Origin of the sequence: Advenella alkanexedens (assembly GCF_019132845.1) — a bacterium.
Classification (GTDB): Bacteria; Pseudomonadota; Gammaproteobacteria; order Burkholderiales; family Burkholderiaceae_B; genus Advenella; species Advenella alkanexedens.
This window is the reverse complement of sequence record NZ_JAHSPR010000012.1, coordinates 30,646-45,261: the sequence shown is the minus strand read 5'-3', so window position 1 is coordinate 45,261 and position 14,616 is coordinate 30,646. Positions and strand designations below refer to the sequence as shown.

Annotated in this window: 15 protein-coding genes; 11 read left to right on the top strand and 4 right to left on the bottom strand. The window is 50.9% G+C overall.

Annotated features, from left to right (window positions below; genetic code table 11):
- Positions 1 to 59: 59 nt before the first annotated feature.
- The 3 genes from ctaD (at position 60) to KU392_RS13115 (ending at position 2,947) form a co-directional block, all read left to right on the top strand.
- A complete protein-coding gene (gene ctaD, locus KU392_RS13125) occupies positions 60 to 1,655 on the top strand; it encodes a cytochrome c oxidase subunit I (protein WP_169293140.1) in 1,596 nt (531 codons plus the stop codon).
- A gap of 154 nt (positions 1,656 to 1,809) precedes the next feature.
- Complete coding sequence (locus KU392_RS13120; RefSeq protein WP_217735515.1) at positions 1,810 to 2,034, top strand: DUF2970 domain-containing protein; 225 nt, start codon at positions 1,810 to 1,812, stop codon at positions 2,032 to 2,034.
- Positions 2,035 to 2,071: 37 nt separating this feature from the next.
- A complete protein-coding gene (locus KU392_RS13115; RefSeq protein WP_169293142.1) occupies positions 2,072 to 2,947 on the top strand; it encodes a cytochrome c oxidase subunit 3 in 876 nt (291 codons plus the stop codon).
- 69 nt (positions 2,948 to 3,016) lie between these two features.
- On the opposite strand, the gene KU392_RS13110 is transcribed toward KU392_RS13115, so the two are convergent.
- Positions 3,017 to 3,220, bottom strand: coding sequence for a twin transmembrane helix small protein (locus KU392_RS13110; protein WP_169293143.1), 204 nt, complete (start codon positions 3,218 to 3,220; stop codon positions 3,017 to 3,019).
- A 28-nt stretch (positions 3,221 to 3,248) separates the two neighbouring features.
- On the opposite strand from KU392_RS13110, the gene KU392_RS13105 reads away from it, so the two are divergent.
- From KU392_RS13105 to KU392_RS13080, 6 genes are all read left to right on the top strand, one after another.
- Positions 3,249 to 4,034 carry an SURF1 family protein gene (locus tag KU392_RS13105; protein WP_281421623.1) on the top strand — a complete coding sequence of 262 codons (786 nt, stop codon included), beginning with the start codon at positions 3,249 to 3,251 and terminating at the stop codon, positions 4,032 to 4,034.
- Between the two features lie 13 nt (positions 4,035 to 4,047).
- Positions 4,048 to 4,662 (top strand): SCO family protein, encoded by a 615-nt coding sequence (locus KU392_RS13100; RefSeq protein ID WP_246587479.1) that lies wholly within the window; start codon positions 4,048 to 4,050, stop codon positions 4,660 to 4,662.
- Positions 4,663 to 4,666: 4 nt separating this feature from the next.
- Positions 4,667 to 5,683, top strand: a complete 1,017-nt coding sequence (locus KU392_RS13095; RefSeq protein ID WP_169293145.1) for a COX15/CtaA family protein — start codon at positions 4,667 to 4,669, stop codon at positions 5,681 to 5,683.
- Complete coding sequence (gene cyoE / locus KU392_RS13090; RefSeq protein ID WP_169293146.1) at positions 5,680 to 6,579, top strand: heme o synthase; 900 nt, start codon at positions 5,680 to 5,682, stop codon at positions 6,577 to 6,579. Before KU392_RS13095 ends, cyoE begins: the two co-directional genes overlap by 4 nt.
- A gap of 10 nt (positions 6,580 to 6,589) precedes the next feature.
- A complete protein-coding gene (locus tag KU392_RS13085; RefSeq protein ID WP_246587478.1) occupies positions 6,590 to 7,216 on the top strand; it encodes an SCO family protein in 627 nt (208 codons plus the stop codon).
- A 418-nt stretch (positions 7,217 to 7,634) separates the two neighbouring features.
- Positions 7,635 to 8,456, top strand: a complete 822-nt coding sequence (locus KU392_RS13080; RefSeq protein ID WP_343212456.1) for an OmpA family protein — start codon at positions 7,635 to 7,637, stop codon at positions 8,454 to 8,456.
- A 294-nt stretch (positions 8,457 to 8,750) separates the two neighbouring features.
- Here the strand turns inward: KU392_RS13080 and rpoH are convergent, their stop codons facing one another.
- On the bottom strand, positions 8,751 to 9,629 hold the full coding sequence (gene rpoH, locus KU392_RS13075) for an RNA polymerase sigma factor RpoH (RefSeq protein WP_217735514.1): 879 nt from the start codon (positions 9,627 to 9,629) through the stop codon (positions 8,751 to 8,753).
- Between the two features lie 154 nt (positions 9,630 to 9,783).
- Entirely contained in the window at positions 9,784 to 10,623 is an 840-nt protein-coding gene (gene fghA, locus KU392_RS13070; RefSeq protein ID WP_217735513.1) for an S-formylglutathione hydrolase, read from the bottom strand.
- Positions 10,624 to 10,743: 120 nt separating this feature from the next.
- On the opposite strand from fghA, the gene KU392_RS13065 reads away from it, so the two are divergent.
- Together KU392_RS13065 and glpK are read left to right on the top strand one after the other, a co-directional pair.
- Positions 10,744 to 11,445: a hypothetical protein gene (locus KU392_RS13065; protein WP_217735512.1), complete on the top strand. Its 702-nt coding sequence runs from the start codon at positions 10,744 to 10,746 to the stop codon at positions 11,443 to 11,445.
- A 119-nt stretch (positions 11,446 to 11,564) separates the two neighbouring features.
- Positions 11,565 to 13,058, top strand: a complete 1,494-nt coding sequence (glpK, locus tag KU392_RS13060; protein WP_217735535.1) for a glycerol kinase GlpK — start codon at positions 11,565 to 11,567, stop codon at positions 13,056 to 13,058.
- Positions 13,059 to 13,092: 34 nt separating this feature from the next.
- Here glpK and dbpA read toward each other — a convergent pair whose 3' ends face one another.
- Positions 13,093 to 14,472: an ATP-dependent RNA helicase DbpA gene (gene dbpA / locus KU392_RS13055; protein ID WP_169293151.1), complete on the bottom strand. Its 1,380-nt coding sequence runs from the start codon at positions 14,470 to 14,472 to the stop codon at positions 13,093 to 13,095.
- Between the last annotated feature and the right edge of the window lie 144 nt (positions 14,473 to 14,616).

The following is a 14,616-nucleotide window of genomic DNA, read 5'->3' as shown; positions in this document are numbered from 1 at the left end:
AGATACTTATTTAACCGGTCAACACTATAGGCCGGGACTATGCAGGTAAGGAGGACAATATGACTAGCGTAGCAGTCGGTCACGCCCAGGATCTCGTTCACGACGATCACGATGCCAAGCCCAAGGGTTGGCGACGGTGGCTTTTTGCCACCAACCATAAAGATATTGGCCTGATGTACCTGATCTTTTCGTTCATTTCCCTGATGGAAGGCGGCACCCTGGCGCTATTGATACGGATTGAGCTATTTGAGCCAGGCGTGCAGTTCTTTCAGCCGGACCTGTTTAACCAGTTCACCACCATGCATGGCCTGATCATGATTTTCGGGGCGATCATGCCCGCGTTGGTGGGTTTTGCCAACTACATGATTCCCTTGCAGATTGGTGCATCGGATATGGCTTTTGCCCGCATGAACAACTTCAGCTTCTGGCTGTTGCCGGTGGGGGGCATTTTGTTGACCGCCTCATTCTTTGTTCCCGGTGGTGCCACTGCCGCGGGTTGGACGATGTATGCGCCTTTGTCCCTGCAAATGGGGCCGGGTATGGATATGGCCATTTTCGCCATTCATATTCTGGGTGCCTCTTCCATTATGGGGGCGATCAATATTATTGTCACGGTGCTGAATATGCGTGCACCAGGCATGACCCTGATGAAAATGCCCTTGTTTTGCTGGACCTGGCTGATTACCGCTTATCTGCTGATTGCCGTGATGCCCGTGCTGGCGGCGGCAGTGACCATGCTGCTGACAGACCGTCATTTTGGAACCGGGTTTTTCAATGCGGCAGCCGGGGGCGATCCGGTGTTGTATCAACATGTGTTCTGGTTCTTCGGGCATCCTGAAGTTTACATCATGATTCTGCCGGCCTTTGGTATTGTGTCAGCCGTCATCCCCACTTTTTCGCGTAAAAAACTGTTTGGCTATGCTTCCATGGTGTATGCCACCTCGGCGATTGCTATTCTCTCATTTATTGTGTGGGCACACCATATGTTTGCAACAGGTATGCCGGTCACCGGACAGTTGTATTTCATGTATGCCACCATGCTGATTTCCATTCCAACCGGGGTGAAAGTGTTTAATTGGGTGGCCACCATGTGGCGCGGTTCATTAAGTTTTGAAACGCCCATGCTGTTTTCAATCGGTTTTATTTTCGTATTTACCATTGGCGGCTTTACCGGCCTGATTTTGGCGGTAGCCCCCATTGATATTGCCGTGCACGACACTTATTATGTGGTGGCACATTTCCATTATGTGCTGGTGGCCGGATCCCTGTTCGCACTGTTTTCAGGCACCTATTACTGGCTGCCTAAATGGACGGGATATATGTATGACGAAAAACTGGGCAGGATTCATTTCTGGTCAACCATCGTGTCTTTTAACCTGACCTTTTTCCCGATGCATTTTTTGGGTCTGGCCGGTATGCCGCGCCGTTACGTGGACTATGCAACGCAGTTTACCGACTTCCATCAGATTGCCACCATTGGGGCTTTCTGGTTCGGACTCTCGCAGTTGCTGTTCCTGTATATCGTGATTAAAGCGTTCCGTGGAGAAGGGCAGAAAGCAACCGCGCAGGTATGGGAAGGCGCCGAGGGGCTCGAATGGACCTTGCCATCTCCCTTGCCCTACCATACTTTCGAGACTCCACCGGAAATCAAGTAAACCGATTTTTTTATTGACAGGCATAAAGACAATGACACCCGAGCAACGTAGCAAGAACATAAGAACAGGTCTTATATTGGCAGTTGTGGTGCTGCTGCTGTTCTTCTGGACAATAGGCAAAGGCCTGAAGATCGTTTGAGCAAAGGGCACATGAATGAGTGACGATATTAAAGAGCTGGCACAGCGGAAATTGAATTTTTTCCAGACCCTGAAGGCCATCTTGTGGGCTTTTCTGGGTATTCGAAAAGGAGCCAGTTATCAGGAGGATATTTCAAGGCTCAATCCGGTGCATATCATTCTTGCAGGCATTATCGGGGTTCTTATATTTATTTTTATATTGGTGATGGTTGCTCGCTGGGCCATTTCAGGATTGGCCTGATTCCAAATAAAACGTATTTGTACCAAAGGAGAAAGCTATGGGTGCAAGTCACTCCGTTAATGGCAAAGAGGTACCGTATTATTATGTGCCTTCATCTTCGGCACATCCGGCCAGAACCAGTTTTGCCATTTTGATTATGCTGATTGGGGCGGTCGCCTGGATTAACCATGTTTCTTACGGGAACTGGGTTTTTCTGGCGGGGTTGCTGTTATTGTTTGTCATGCTGTTTTTCTGGTTTTCCGATGCCATCCGGGAGTCCGAGAGCGGGCTTAACAGCAAGCGCATTGATGATTCCTATCGTTGGGGGATGGGCTGGTTTATTTTTTCCGAGGTCATGTTCTTTGCGGCTTTTTTTGGTGCGCTTTGGTATGCCCGTGAAATAACCACACCCTGGCTGAGTAATCTGGATCACCAGTTAATGCTGTGGCCGGGTTTTTCAGGTCAATGGCCCAATTTCGGCCCGGCCGGAATTGTTCCGCCTTTTGAAATAATAGGGCCTTTCTGGCTGCCCACCATCAATACGATTTTACTGTTAACGTCGGGGCTGACGCTAACCCTTTCGCACCATGCCTTGCGGGCCAGCAAGCGGGGCAGCAGTATTTTCTGGTTGTTGCTTACCGTGATCCTGGGTTTTACTTTCCTGTATTTTCAGGCCGTTGAATATGGCCATGCTTACTCAGACCTGAACCTGCGTTTTGATTCCGGTATTTATGGCTCGCTGTTTTACATGTTAACCGGATTTCACGGTTTTCACGTATTGTTGGGTGCCACTATCCTGAGCATTATTTTGTTGCGCCTGGTCAGGGGACATTTTACGGCCGATCACCACTTTGGTTTTGAAGGGGCGGCCTGGTACTGGCACTTTGTTGATGTGGTCTGGCTGGGGCTTTATTTGTTTGTATATTGGTTTTGAGCAACCGGTAAGCCTGCAAAAAAGGCCGGTCTGATCCGGCCTTTTGACGTCAAGGTGAAGGGGTGTTGGCTATGGCCTGATGCCTGTGCTGTGGATCCAGCCCATGTAGTTGGCAAACAGCACAAAGGCCAGCAGGGCAATCGAAAGACCCACGCGCAGGGTCAGGGCGTTGACGGTTTTGTTGTTGGTACCTTTGTCCCGCATTAAATAGAAAAAAGCAAGTGCCAGACTGACGATAATGGACAGGAAAACCACCCCGATGAATACATGCATGATTGATGCTCCCGATGGGAAAAATCGAATGAAAGACAGTCAAGCCGTAAAGATAAAGCACTGGCTTGCCTTGGTGTTTTTGGCAATGCTGCTGGTGATTTTTATTTTACTGGGTCAATGGCAATTGCAGCGTGCCAGTGAACGACAGGCCCTTCAGGCCGAGATCGAACATGGGCAACAGCTTTCCACCCTGTTACTTCAAAATGATACACCTGAAAATGAATGGCGGGAATGGCGAACGGTTAGTGTGACCGGTGTGTGGCAACCACAGTTCAGTGTGTTGTTAAATCGCAATCATCAGGGCAGGCCGGGTTATTGGCTGGCAACACCCTTGTTGTTGGGACAGGCACCTCATCATAAAGCCGTTCTGGTTTTGCGGGGCTGGTTTGAGCGACGCATTGCACCGGCACCCCTTCCCGATTTTCCGTTAACGGCGGGCACCGTGACGATCCAGGGGCAGCTGTTGGATCATGTGCCAAGGTTGCTTGAGCTTTGGTCGTTATCGGGTGAGAAACAGGCACAATTGCCTGCCCGTCTGCCTTTGTCAGGGTCGGAGTTGCCCCAGGTTCAAAATCTTGAATTGAAAAACATGGCGCAGGCAAGCGGCCTGGTTTTTTTGCCGATGGTAATCCAGCAGATGGGGACAATAGAGGACGGACTGATCCGTGATTGGGCAACACCGCCTGTTGACCATCACAAAAATACGGCTTATGCCATGCAATGGTTTGGGTTTGCCCTGATAGCGCTGCTGGCCATGCTGTTTGTAGGATACAGGATGGGTAGACACTGGAAATCAAGGAGTCAGAATGAATAGTGGGGTATTGGAGATGAAAAAACGGTCCCTGGTGCCTTTGTACCTGATTCTGCTCAGTTGCATTATTCCGTTGGTGGCAGCCGCATTGCTTTATTATGTGCCGGCCTTAAGACCTGCCGGTGCCACCAATTATGGTTCATTCGTGACGCCACAACGGACGATGCCAGCGTCGGCCCAGTTGCCGTTAACGATGCTTGATGGCAAGCCGTTTGATCTGGGGTCACTGAAAGGGCGCTGGGTATTGGTTAGTGCTGATGGTGGTGCCTGTCCGGATTCTTGCGCCACCAAGTTGCATTACACCCGCAATGCCCATGCCAGCCAGGGCAAGAATGTGGAGCGTTTGATGCGCGTCTGGTTTGTGACCGATAACGAGCCCATACCGCAGAAGGTGCTCGATGCGTATAAAGGTACCTTGATGTTACGGGCCGATCCGGTGGCGTTGAGTGCTTTTTTATTGGGCCCGGATGTGCAGGCAGATGCGGTTGAGCTTGAGCGGGAAATGGATAAATACCTGTGGATCATTGATCCGCTTGGCAATTTGATCATGTATTACCCCGGCCAGGACACCGATCCCGTCCGGTTTCGTAACGATATTGCCAAACTACTGCATGTTTCCGTGATTGGGTAATACCATGGCAGCCCGGGTTCGTTCCATTTATCGCCAGCTTGTATTCCTGACCTGGTTTTTTACGCTGGATCTGATTATGTTTGGCGCTTTCGTGCGTCTTACCGATTCAGGTCTGGGTTGCCCTGACTGGCCAGGCTGTTATGGCAAACTCACGCCGTTTGGCGCATCGGGGCAAATTGCCGAGGCGCTGACGCAGCAGCCCTATGGGCCAGTGTCCATGTCAAAGGCGTGGATCGAAATGATTCACCGGTATTGGGGTAGCGTGCTGGGCATGCTGATCATTGCCATTGTAGTCATGGCATGGCGTTATCGAAAGCAGATTGGCCGCCCGGCGGGACTGGCCACTTTTTGTCTGGTGGCGGTCTGTCTGCAGGGTGCGTTTGGTGCCTGGACCGTGACGCATAAACTAATGCCGGTAATCGTGACTGCCCATTTGTTGGGCGGCATGCTGTTGCTGGCTCTTATGAGCTGGCTTGCCGCCCGTGAAAAAGCACATGCGCCGATTCCTGCCGGTATGGTTGTTTATCGGCCCTGGATGTGGTTTGGGCTGCTTATCTTGTTTGTGCAGATTGTGTTCGGGGGGTGGGTCAGTACCAATTATGCCGCCCTGGCATGTATGGATTTTCCCACCTGTCATGGGCAGTGGATTCCCGAGATGGATTTTGTTGGCGGCTATTCGGTTTTTCGTGGTCTGGGCGAATTATCCAGCGGGGAAATGATTTCACAGCAGGCATTGACAGCGATTCACTGGGTGCACCGCAATTTCGCCATCTTTGTCTTCGTGTTCTTGTTTGCCATTGCCTTGCGTCTGCGAAAAGAGCAGGGTTTACGCGCTCCCGCGCAGTGGCTGGTTTTGTTATTATTGATGCAGGTCTTAACCGGATTGAGCACGATATTTTTCCAGTGGCCATTACTCATTGCCGTTTTGCATAATGGTGGCGCCGCAGGTTTGGTGATTGCGGCGGTAACGATACTTGTGCGATTGAGTCGCGCAGGAACTGACTATAAGGTATTGCCATGACGATTGCCTTGACACCGCAAACAGGTTTTTTCCAACAATATTGGGTACTGACCAAACCCCGGGTAACCCAGTTGGCCGTTTTCTGTGCCGTCATCGGTATGTTTTTGGCCTCCAACGGGTTGCCACCGGCCAGTGTGGTGGTGGCGGGAACCTTCGGGATCTGGCTGCTGGCCGCGGCCGCTTTTGCCATTAATTGTCTGATCGAACAGGAAATTGATGCCCGCATGTTAAGAACCCGGCGCCGGGCAACGGCACAAGGTACCATTACTTCACTGCAGGTGGTGCTTATGTCGGGCATGGTGGGTGGTCTGGGCATGCTGGTGCTGTACTGGTTCGTCAATCCGTTGACCATGTGGCTGACATTTGCGACATTTATTGGCTATGCCTTGATCTATACTATTGTATTAAAACCGCGTACCCCCCAGAATATCGTTATTGGCGGCTTATCAGGTGCAATGCCGCCAGCGTTGGGCTGGGCAGCTGTGGCGGGCTCGGTTCCGGCAGAGGCGTGGTTGCTGGTGCTTATTATTTTTGCCTGGACCCCTCCGCATTTCTGGGCGCTGGCGCTGTATCGCAGCCATGATTACCAAAAATCAGGTTTGCCGATGTTACCCATCACGCATGGCAATGCGTTTACCCGCTTGCATATTCTTTTATATACTTTCATGCTTGTGGTGGTCACACTCATGCCTTTTATTATCCGCATGAGTGGTGTGTTTTATCTGGCATCGGCCCTGTTTTTGGGTGGCTGGTTCATCCGGTATGCATTAAGACTGTATAAGGTTTACAGTGATGAGCTGGCCCGAAAAACGTTCCGGTTTTCGATTCTCTATCTGGCGCTGTTGTTTGGCGCTTTGCTGGTGGATCACTGGATGATGATTCTGATGCGATTGTAGGTGTTAAGTAATGAAAAAATCATATAAGGCCAGGAAGCTGGCAGTCAGTCTGGGATTGGCGTTTTCCATGGCATTTGGCTTATCCGCCTGCAAGCAGGAGGTGTTCGAAGCGGCAACCACCCGGTCAATTTCATTTATTGGTTCGGATATTACCGGTACCGGTTTTGGTAAAAACGTCGGTGGTATTAATCAGGATGGCAAACCGGTTTCTTTCGAGGATTACAAGGATAAGGTGGTGGTGGTTTTCTTTGGGTTTACCCAATGCCCCGATGTCTGTCCTACCGCCATGGCGGAGCTGTCGCAGCTCATGACAAAATTCACCCCTGAAGAAGCGGCGCAGGTGCAGGTGGTGATGGTGAGTATAGACCCCGAACGTGATACACCGGAAATGCTCAAGGCTTATGTGTCCGCTTTTGATGAACGTTTCAATGCGATTACCGGCACGCCCGAGCAAATTGCCCGGTTGGCCAAATCCTTCAAGGCCTTTTACAAGAAAGTGGCCCATACCAATGGCACATACTCCATGGAGCACAGCTCCAGCTTATATGTGCTGGATAAAAAAGGTGAGTCCCGTATTCTTTTCAAGCCGGGCACACCTGTTGAAGATATGGAAAAGGATATAAAAAGCCTGTTTTGAATTGTTCATGATCGTGAATCCCAACATCCGGTTTAAGGCCGGATGTTTTTTTGTCGAGGGTGCAGGCAGGACCCGGAAGGTATCCGGAGTCAGTGGGAGAACACCCCTGAATAGACGTTGATGGGCAATAAAATATTTTTATAACGGATCTTAATGTTTTTATTTGCTATTTAATTGTTATTTATTAGGATTTATGTTGTTTGTTTGAAACAAAAATTTACGATTAATGATTAAAATGCAGGCATTTATTTGAATGATTGGTTTTCTGTCTTGGCTGGCTTGCTGGTGTTTGTTTAAATAGCATTCTGTAGTTGTCGGGCCGTTCATGGCAAGAGATTTTTATAAATGTACGAATTCATGGTCTGAATTTGTTTTAGGTAGAATTGGTTGGAGTAAGATGAATTTCCACAGAGTAATCGTGACAGCATTGGCAGGCCTTTCCCTGAGTGCCTGTGGGTCACTTAGCAATGTCATGCCCGACGGCACAACCGATAACCCGGTTTTTCCAGATATTCGTAGCATTACTTATGATAATGGAAGGGGAATCGCCCCCAACCCTGAAAACCTTAGTCTGGTGCGTTCAGGCGTAACTAAAGACCAGCTTTATTATTTGCTGGGGCGTCCTCATTTCTCGGAAGGTTTTGCGCCACGTGAATGGGATTTCCTGTTTTACCTGAATACGCCTGGAAAAGGCACAAATAATGTGTCTTCCTGCCAATACAAGATTTTGTTCGACAAGGACATGCTGGCACGCAGTTTTTATTGGAAACCGGTAGGTCCCGATGATGTCTGTTCGAATGAACCCCCTGAAAAAGTCGTTGAGCAGGCACGAAAAGTTACGCTTGAGGCTGACGGTCTGTTTGCATTTAATGGTTCTGGCATCAATGATTTACAGCAACGCGGTAAATTGCGTCTGGAAGCATTAAGCCAGGAAATTCGCAATCAACCAGGCGTCAAATCGGTGTTAATTATCGGTCATACCGATCGACTGGGTCCAGAGGCCTATAACCAAGTCTTGTCGGAAAAGCGTGCAAACAGCGTTGCCGGATATCTGGTGTCCAATGGCGTGCCATCTTCCCTCATTACCGTGCAAGGGCTTGGTGAGTCGCAACCATTGGTGCAATGTGAAGATGTTGGCAACCGTCAGGAACTTATCGCTTGTCTGGCGCCTAACCGCAGGGTTGAAGTGCTGGTGAATCTTGAGGCCAACCAGGACAATCTTGAGGGTAACCAGGGTTGAGTTCACACTCATAAAAAAAAGCACTTCATATGATGAAGTGCCTGAATCATCCGTTTCAAAGGGGGAGGGGAAAGAGGAGAAGCAGAAACGGATGCCAAGCCCCAAAGCCTGCATTGCACAGATATTCTCGGGGCCTATGGTGATTAGGCCTGTAGCACCTGTAATGGTTCAATTTAATCCCGGCTAAATTGTATCAATATGTATGTATTGAATATAAGCCAGGCGTATGAAAATTTAATGCCATGCTTTAAGGCAAGCATGGCATCAGGCAGTACAGCAATAGCGGGCAGGCAATTAATCGCTTAATGCCTTGCGCATTTTTTTCAGGGCTGCCGCCTCGATTTGCCGGATTCGCTCGGCCGATACTCCAAATTCCTCAGCCAGTTCATGCAAGGTGGCACCGCCCTCATCTTGCAGCCAGCGGGCTTCAATAATACGCCGGGCACGGGGATCAAGCAGTGAAAGTGCCTGGGTAATACCCGAGCTTTGCAGCGTGTCGTAGGCATGTTTTTCGATCACTGTGGTGGGCTCGTGGTCGCCCTCGTCTGACAGGTAAGAAATGGGGGCGAATTCGTCATCATCATCGGTTTGTGATTCAAACGACATATCGCGGCCTGAAAGACGGACCTCCATTTCGCTCACATCCTCTGGGCGGACATTCAGTTTGGCGGCAATGCCTTCAATGTGTTCCGGATCAAGAGTTTGGCCATCGGGACGCATGCTGCGCAAGTTGAAAAACAGCTTGCGTTGGGCTTTGGTGGTGGCAATTTTTACCATGCGCCAGTTACGGATGATGTACTCATGGATTTCCGCCTTGATCCAATGAACGGCAAAGGAAACCAGACGTACACCACGGGAAACATCAAAACGTTTGACCGCTTTCATCAGGCCGATATTGCCTTCCTGGATAAGGTCGGCATGAGGCAGGCCGTAGCCCAGATATTGACGGGAAATAGACACCACCAGACGAAGGTGCGACATGATCAGGTCACGGGCTGCATCAAGATTGCCTTCTTTTTGCAGTTGTTCAGCCAAACTCTTTTCCTGTTCCGCGGACAGAACAGGTAAACGGTTCACTGCACTAATGTATGCGTCGATGGTGCCCAATGCTCCGGGGTTGGAGATGGCCATGGCAACATTGGGGTTTGACAGTGCAAGCGTTTGATTTGACATAGATTTTGTTTGACTCCGTTGAAATAATATTTTCGTTGTATATATTAGCACTCAATTGAAAAGAGTGCTAATGAGATGCCGGAATCAGGAAAAAGTTCCTGATTCAATGCATTCAATGCATTTAAGACGACGGTTTTTCGGCTGAAAATCTGTCTTAAAGACGCTCGGCATGAAAACGGATATGGTCTTCCATGAACGTAGAAATGAAATAATAACCGTGATCGTATTGCGCGTGACGACGCAGGACCAACGACTGCTTGGCCTGTTCACATGCTGCTTCGAAGGCGTCAGGGTGCAACTGCTCTTGCAGGAAACTGTCTTTCAGGCCCTGATCTATCAGGATCCCCTTAGGAAAAGGATTGTGCAGGGTCTGCATCAGGCAGGAGGCGTCATACGCTTCCCACTGGGTCTTGTCATTGCCCAAATAGCGGGAGAAGGCTTTTTGTCCCCAAGGACATTTGACTGGTGCGGCTACCGGGGCAAAAGCGGAGACGGATTTGAACAGTTGGGGGTTTTTCAGGGCCAGCACCAGGGCACCGTGGCCGCCCATCGAGTGTCCGAAAATACCAATCCGGTCTTTGGCGGCACCCAATGATTCGGCAATTGCATAAAGTTCTTTGGTAATGTAGCTGTACATCCGGTAATTTTTACTCCAGCCGGGCTCGGTCGCGTCCAGATAAAAGCCGGCCCCGGTGCCAAAATCCCAGTGTTCGTCCTCTCCCTCTATACCGGCTCCTCTTGGGCTGGTGTCCGGGGCAATCAGCATGATGCCGTGTTCAGCCGCGTAACGCTGGGCACCACCTTTGATCATGAAGGTTTCTTCGGTGCAGGTCAGGCCGGCCAGGTAAAACAGGGCAGGCAAGGCGCCATTTTCGGCCTGGCGGGGGATAAATACGGAAAAGCGCATAGGCAGTCCGATTTCACTGGACTGGTGTTGGTAAAAGCGCTGTACCCCGTCAAAACAGGCATGTTCGCTGATAATTTCAAGATTCATGTCGTTGACCTCAGAAAATGGGTGGAAGAAAAACAAGTTCACTTAAACACAAAGATTGTACCTGTAGTAGCGCCGGTTTTTCGCTACAATTTGTCTTGTCTATTCTTTGATTGAGCTACCATGGCCCGACTTCCCCGCCTGTATGCCCCACGCATAGCACAATTGGTTCATGCAAGGCTTGTTCATTCTTTCAATACAGCCCCCGATGCGGGAAAACTCATGAATCAGGTTCAGGCCTGGCTGGCCGATCTGGTGAATGTGCATAAAGTGGCCTTGCATGGCTGGACGCTGGTTGATGACAGCATCCTCTTGCTTGCAACACCTGAAAACGAACAGGGTATTTCCCGTGTCATGCAGTCGTTAGGCAGAAACCTGGCGGCCTCGTTGCGATCCGGGCCTGTTTTTCAGGGCCGATACCGTTCTGCCCTGCTTGAGCCCGGGCAGTGGGTGCTGCCAGCCATGGTTTGGATGGAGTCCTTTACCAGTCGCGAGAAAGGCATGGATGCGCCCGAGTTGTGGCCTTGGTCCTCGGCGGGTATTCATACCGGTGCCAGTCTGGGCTCGGTGGCCTGGTTGACCGATCATGAGGATTATTGGCAGACTGGCAATACCCCATTTGACCGTCAGGCCCGATATCGGGAAATGTTCCACCACGGTTTGTCCATGAATGAAAGTGCCAGGATTGCCGCTGCCCTGGCGGGACAATGGGCGCTGGGTAGCGAGTCATTCCTGGCGTCGCTCTCAGGCAGTGCCAGTCGACGTGTCAGCCCTGGTAAGCGTGGTCGTCCAAGAAAAATCCAGCCCGAATCCGAAGAGACATAAAGGCCTGTTCATTGAACGCTTCTGCTCGTTTGTCATTCTTCTTTATTGTCCTGTTCAAGCTTAATGTTGGAAACGATATACTGTCCAGACATAAAGAATGAAAAATGAAAAGGATGGATATGGACTATTTACTGGCCCTTGACCAGGGAACTTCAAGTTCGCGCAGTATTCTGTTTGACCGGCATGGCAATATTGTCGCCATGGCGCAGCAGGAATTTCCCCAGTATTATCCGCAATCGGGCTGGGTGGAGCATGAGCCGCAGGAAATCTGGCAATCACAGTTGGCAACCCTGCAGGCGGTTATTCGTCAGTCAGGAGTCAGTCCGGGGCGGATAGCGGCAGCGGGTATTACCAATCAACGGGAAACCACCCTGGTCTGGCATCGTAAAACCGGGCAGGCATTATGTCGGGCCATTGTCTGGCAAGACCGGCGTGGTGAAGCCCTGTGCCGTACCTTAAGGGAAAAGGGGCTTGAGCCGTTTATCCAGGAACGCACGGGCCTGAAACTGGATGCTTATTTCTCGGCCACCAAATTGAGCTGGATTCTTGAAAACGTCCCCAATGCCCGTCAGCTGGCCGAACAGGGAGAATTGGCCTTTGGTACGGTGGACAGCTGGCTGTTATGGCAGTTAAGCAAAGGTCGGGTGCATGCCACCGATGTCAGCAATGCGTCGCGTACCCTGCTGTTCAATATCCGGGAAAATCGCTGGGATCCGGCTTTGCTGGATTTATTCGGTATTCCGGCCAATATGCTGCCCGAGGTGTTGCCATCCAGTGCCTCTTATGGTCAGATGGATGAAGCGATTGCCGGATATGTCATACCGATTGGTGGGGTGGCGGGTGACCAGCAAAGTGCCTTATTTGGCCAGGCTTGTTTCAGGGCCGGAATGGCCAAGAATACGTATGGTACCGGCTGTTTTGCCCTGTTGCACGCGGGTGAGCATTTCAGGGTGTCTGGCAATGGCCTGTTGACCACCCGGACGGCCCGGCATGGTGAGATCCAGGAATATGCCCTTGAAGGTAGCGTATTTGTGGGTGGGGCGGTGGTGCAATGGTTGCGTGATGGCCTGGGCATTATTAACCAAAGTGCCCAGGTGCAGTCGTTGGCCGAATCGGTGCCTGATAGCGGCGGGGTGTTTTTTGTGCCCGCTTTTACTGGTCTGGGTGCGCCGTATTGGGATGCCGATGCGCGCGGAAGCATTACCGGCCTGACCAGGGGTACGACAGCAGCACACATTGCCAGGGCAGCGGTTGAAAGTATTGCCTATCAAAGTGCTGCCTTGCTGGAAGCCATGAGTCTTGATGCCAGGGCAGGCAATGGTGTGCCCTTGCAGGAGTTGCGGGTGGACGGCGGTGCTTGCGTGAATGATGCCTTGATGCAGTTTCAGGCCGATTTGCTGGGGATTCCAGTGGTCCGTCCCCAAATTATTGAAACCACTGCCCTGGGTGCGGCTTATTTGGCCGGCTTGCAGATTGGGCTGTGGTCGGGTACCGATGAACTTTCTTCATTATGGCGTGAAGAGCGCCGTTTTGAGCCGAATATCGGGCGGGATGAAGCGGCCCGCTTAATGGAAAACTGGAACCGTGCGGTTCGCCAGACCGTGGCGATTTAATCGCTGCAGTCTGGCTGTGCTTTGCACGAGACACTTATTCCATGAACCGCATTTGCAACTGCTTGCCCTTGATGGTGCGTTCACGAAGTTTGGTAATCGTGTCATTGGCTACCTTGCGTTCAATGGCAACAAAAGAAACAAAATCATAAATATTGATTTTGCCCACCTGGCTGGCCTGCAGGCCAATGTCTTTGGTTAGGGCGCCCAGCAAGTCGCCAGGGCGGATCTTGTCTTTTTTGCCGGCCCGCAGGCAAATGGTTTTCATGGGCGGCTGTAAAGAACGGGCATTGTCTTTGACCTGGGGTAAATCCTGCCAGTCCAATGGTGCTTCAAGCGTTTTTTCAATGCGTTCCGCCCTGAACCTTTCTTGCGGGCTGCACAAGGTTAATGCCAACCCTTTGGCTTCACTCCTGCCTGTGCGCCCAATGCGGTGGATGTGGGTTTCCGCGTTGGGAGAGATATCCACGTTGATCACGGCATCGAGGGTCTGGATGTCCAGGCCGCGGGCGGCCACATCGGTGGCCACCAGTACCGAACAGCTCTGGTTGATAAACTGAACCAGTACATCTTCACGGTCGCGCTGTTCCAGATCGCCATGCAAGACAAGTGCCCGGATGCCACGCTGCTGCAGGTCTTCTGCCAGTGCCTCGCATTGCGCCTTGGTATTGCAAAATGCCAGGGTGGATACCGGGCGGAAATGATTAAGCAGGGTAGCGGTTGCCGCAAAACGCTGTTCGGGGTTGATTTCATAAAAAACCTGCTCAATCTGGCTCTGGCTGGGCAGGGATTCGACCTGGACCTTTTCAGGGTTGATCATGAAACCTTCGCAGTCTTGCAGGATAGGAGCCGGATAAGTGGCTGAAAACATCAGGGTTTGGCGTTTTAGCGGGCAGGCGCGGGTAATGGCGCAAATATCATCATAAAAACCCATGTCAATCATGCGGTCGGCTTCATCAAACACCAGTGTTTTAACCGTGCCCAGCTCCAGTTGCCCACGTTCCTGCAAGTCCAGGATGCGCCCGGGGGTACCCACCACAATATGTGCGCCATGCGAAAGCGATTCTATTTGGGGGCGCAAGGCTGCACCACCACACAGGGTCAGGATTTTGATATTGCCCAAGGCGCGTGCCAGTTTCCGCAGTTCCCGGGAAACCTGGTCGGCCAGTTCCCGGGTGGGACACAGGACCAGACCCTGGATGCCAAAAAAGACCGGGTTGATTTTTTGCATGATGCCCAGGCCGAAAGCCAGGGTTTTGCCGCTGCCGGTTTGTGCCTGGGCCAGAACATCCCGACCGGCCAGGATCAGGGGCAGGCTTTCCGCCTGTATGGGTGTCATGGTGGCGTAACCCAATTCCGACAGATTATGTTGTTGTTCGGCAGAAAGGGGTAAGGAAGAAAAGGAAGTGGCGGTCATGGCTGGGTGTTGTATTCAAGTAGGAAAATAAAACAGAATTGTAAACGCAATTGGTGTCGGGCTTTTATTGTTATGTGAAAAATGGAAATTTTAATACTGGCTCAAAATAAGGGTATTTCCAATAAAAACAAATATTTAATTGGT

Excerpts from the sequence above, each read along its gene's own strand:
- ctaD (WP_169293140.1), top strand. The coding sequence starts at position 60 with ATGACTAGCGTAGCAGTCGGTCACGCCCAGGATCTCGTTCACGACGAT.
- KU392_RS13120 (WP_217735515.1), top strand. The coding sequence starts at position 1,810 with ATGAGTGACGATATTAAAGAGCTGGCACAGCGGAAATTGAATTTTTTC.
- KU392_RS13115 (WP_169293142.1), top strand. The coding sequence starts at position 2,072 with ATGGGTGCAAGTCACTCCGTTAATGGCAAAGAGGTACCGTATTATTAT.
- KU392_RS13110 (WP_169293143.1), bottom strand. The coding sequence starts at position 3,220 with ATGCATGTATTCATCGGGGTGGTTTTCCTGTCCATTATCGTCAGTCTG.
- KU392_RS13105 (WP_281421623.1), top strand. The coding sequence starts at position 3,249 with ATGAAAGACAGTCAAGCCGTAAAGATAAAGCACTGGCTTGCCTTGGTG.
- KU392_RS13100 (WP_246587479.1), top strand. The coding sequence starts at position 4,048 with ATGAAAAAACGGTCCCTGGTGCCTTTGTACCTGATTCTGCTCAGTTGC.
- KU392_RS13095 (WP_169293145.1), top strand. The coding sequence starts at position 4,667 with ATGGCAGCCCGGGTTCGTTCCATTTATCGCCAGCTTGTATTCCTGACC.
- cyoE (WP_169293146.1), top strand. The coding sequence starts at position 5,680 with ATGACGATTGCCTTGACACCGCAAACAGGTTTTTTCCAACAATATTGG.
- KU392_RS13085 (WP_246587478.1), top strand. The coding sequence starts at position 6,590 with ATGAAAAAATCATATAAGGCCAGGAAGCTGGCAGTCAGTCTGGGATTG.
- rpoH (WP_217735514.1), bottom strand. The coding sequence starts at position 9,629 with ATGTCAAATCAAACGCTTGCACTGTCAAACCCCAATGTTGCCATGGCC.
- fghA (WP_217735513.1), bottom strand. The coding sequence starts at position 10,623 with ATGAATCTTGAAATTATCAGCGAACATGCCTGTTTTGACGGGGTACAG.
- KU392_RS13065 (WP_217735512.1), top strand. The coding sequence starts at position 10,744 with ATGGCCCGACTTCCCCGCCTGTATGCCCCACGCATAGCACAATTGGTT.
- glpK (WP_217735535.1), top strand. The coding sequence starts at position 11,565 with ATGGACTATTTACTGGCCCTTGACCAGGGAACTTCAAGTTCGCGCAGT.
- dbpA (WP_169293151.1), bottom strand. The coding sequence starts at position 14,472 with ATGACCGCCACTTCCTTTTCTTCCTTACCCCTTTCTGCCGAACAACAA.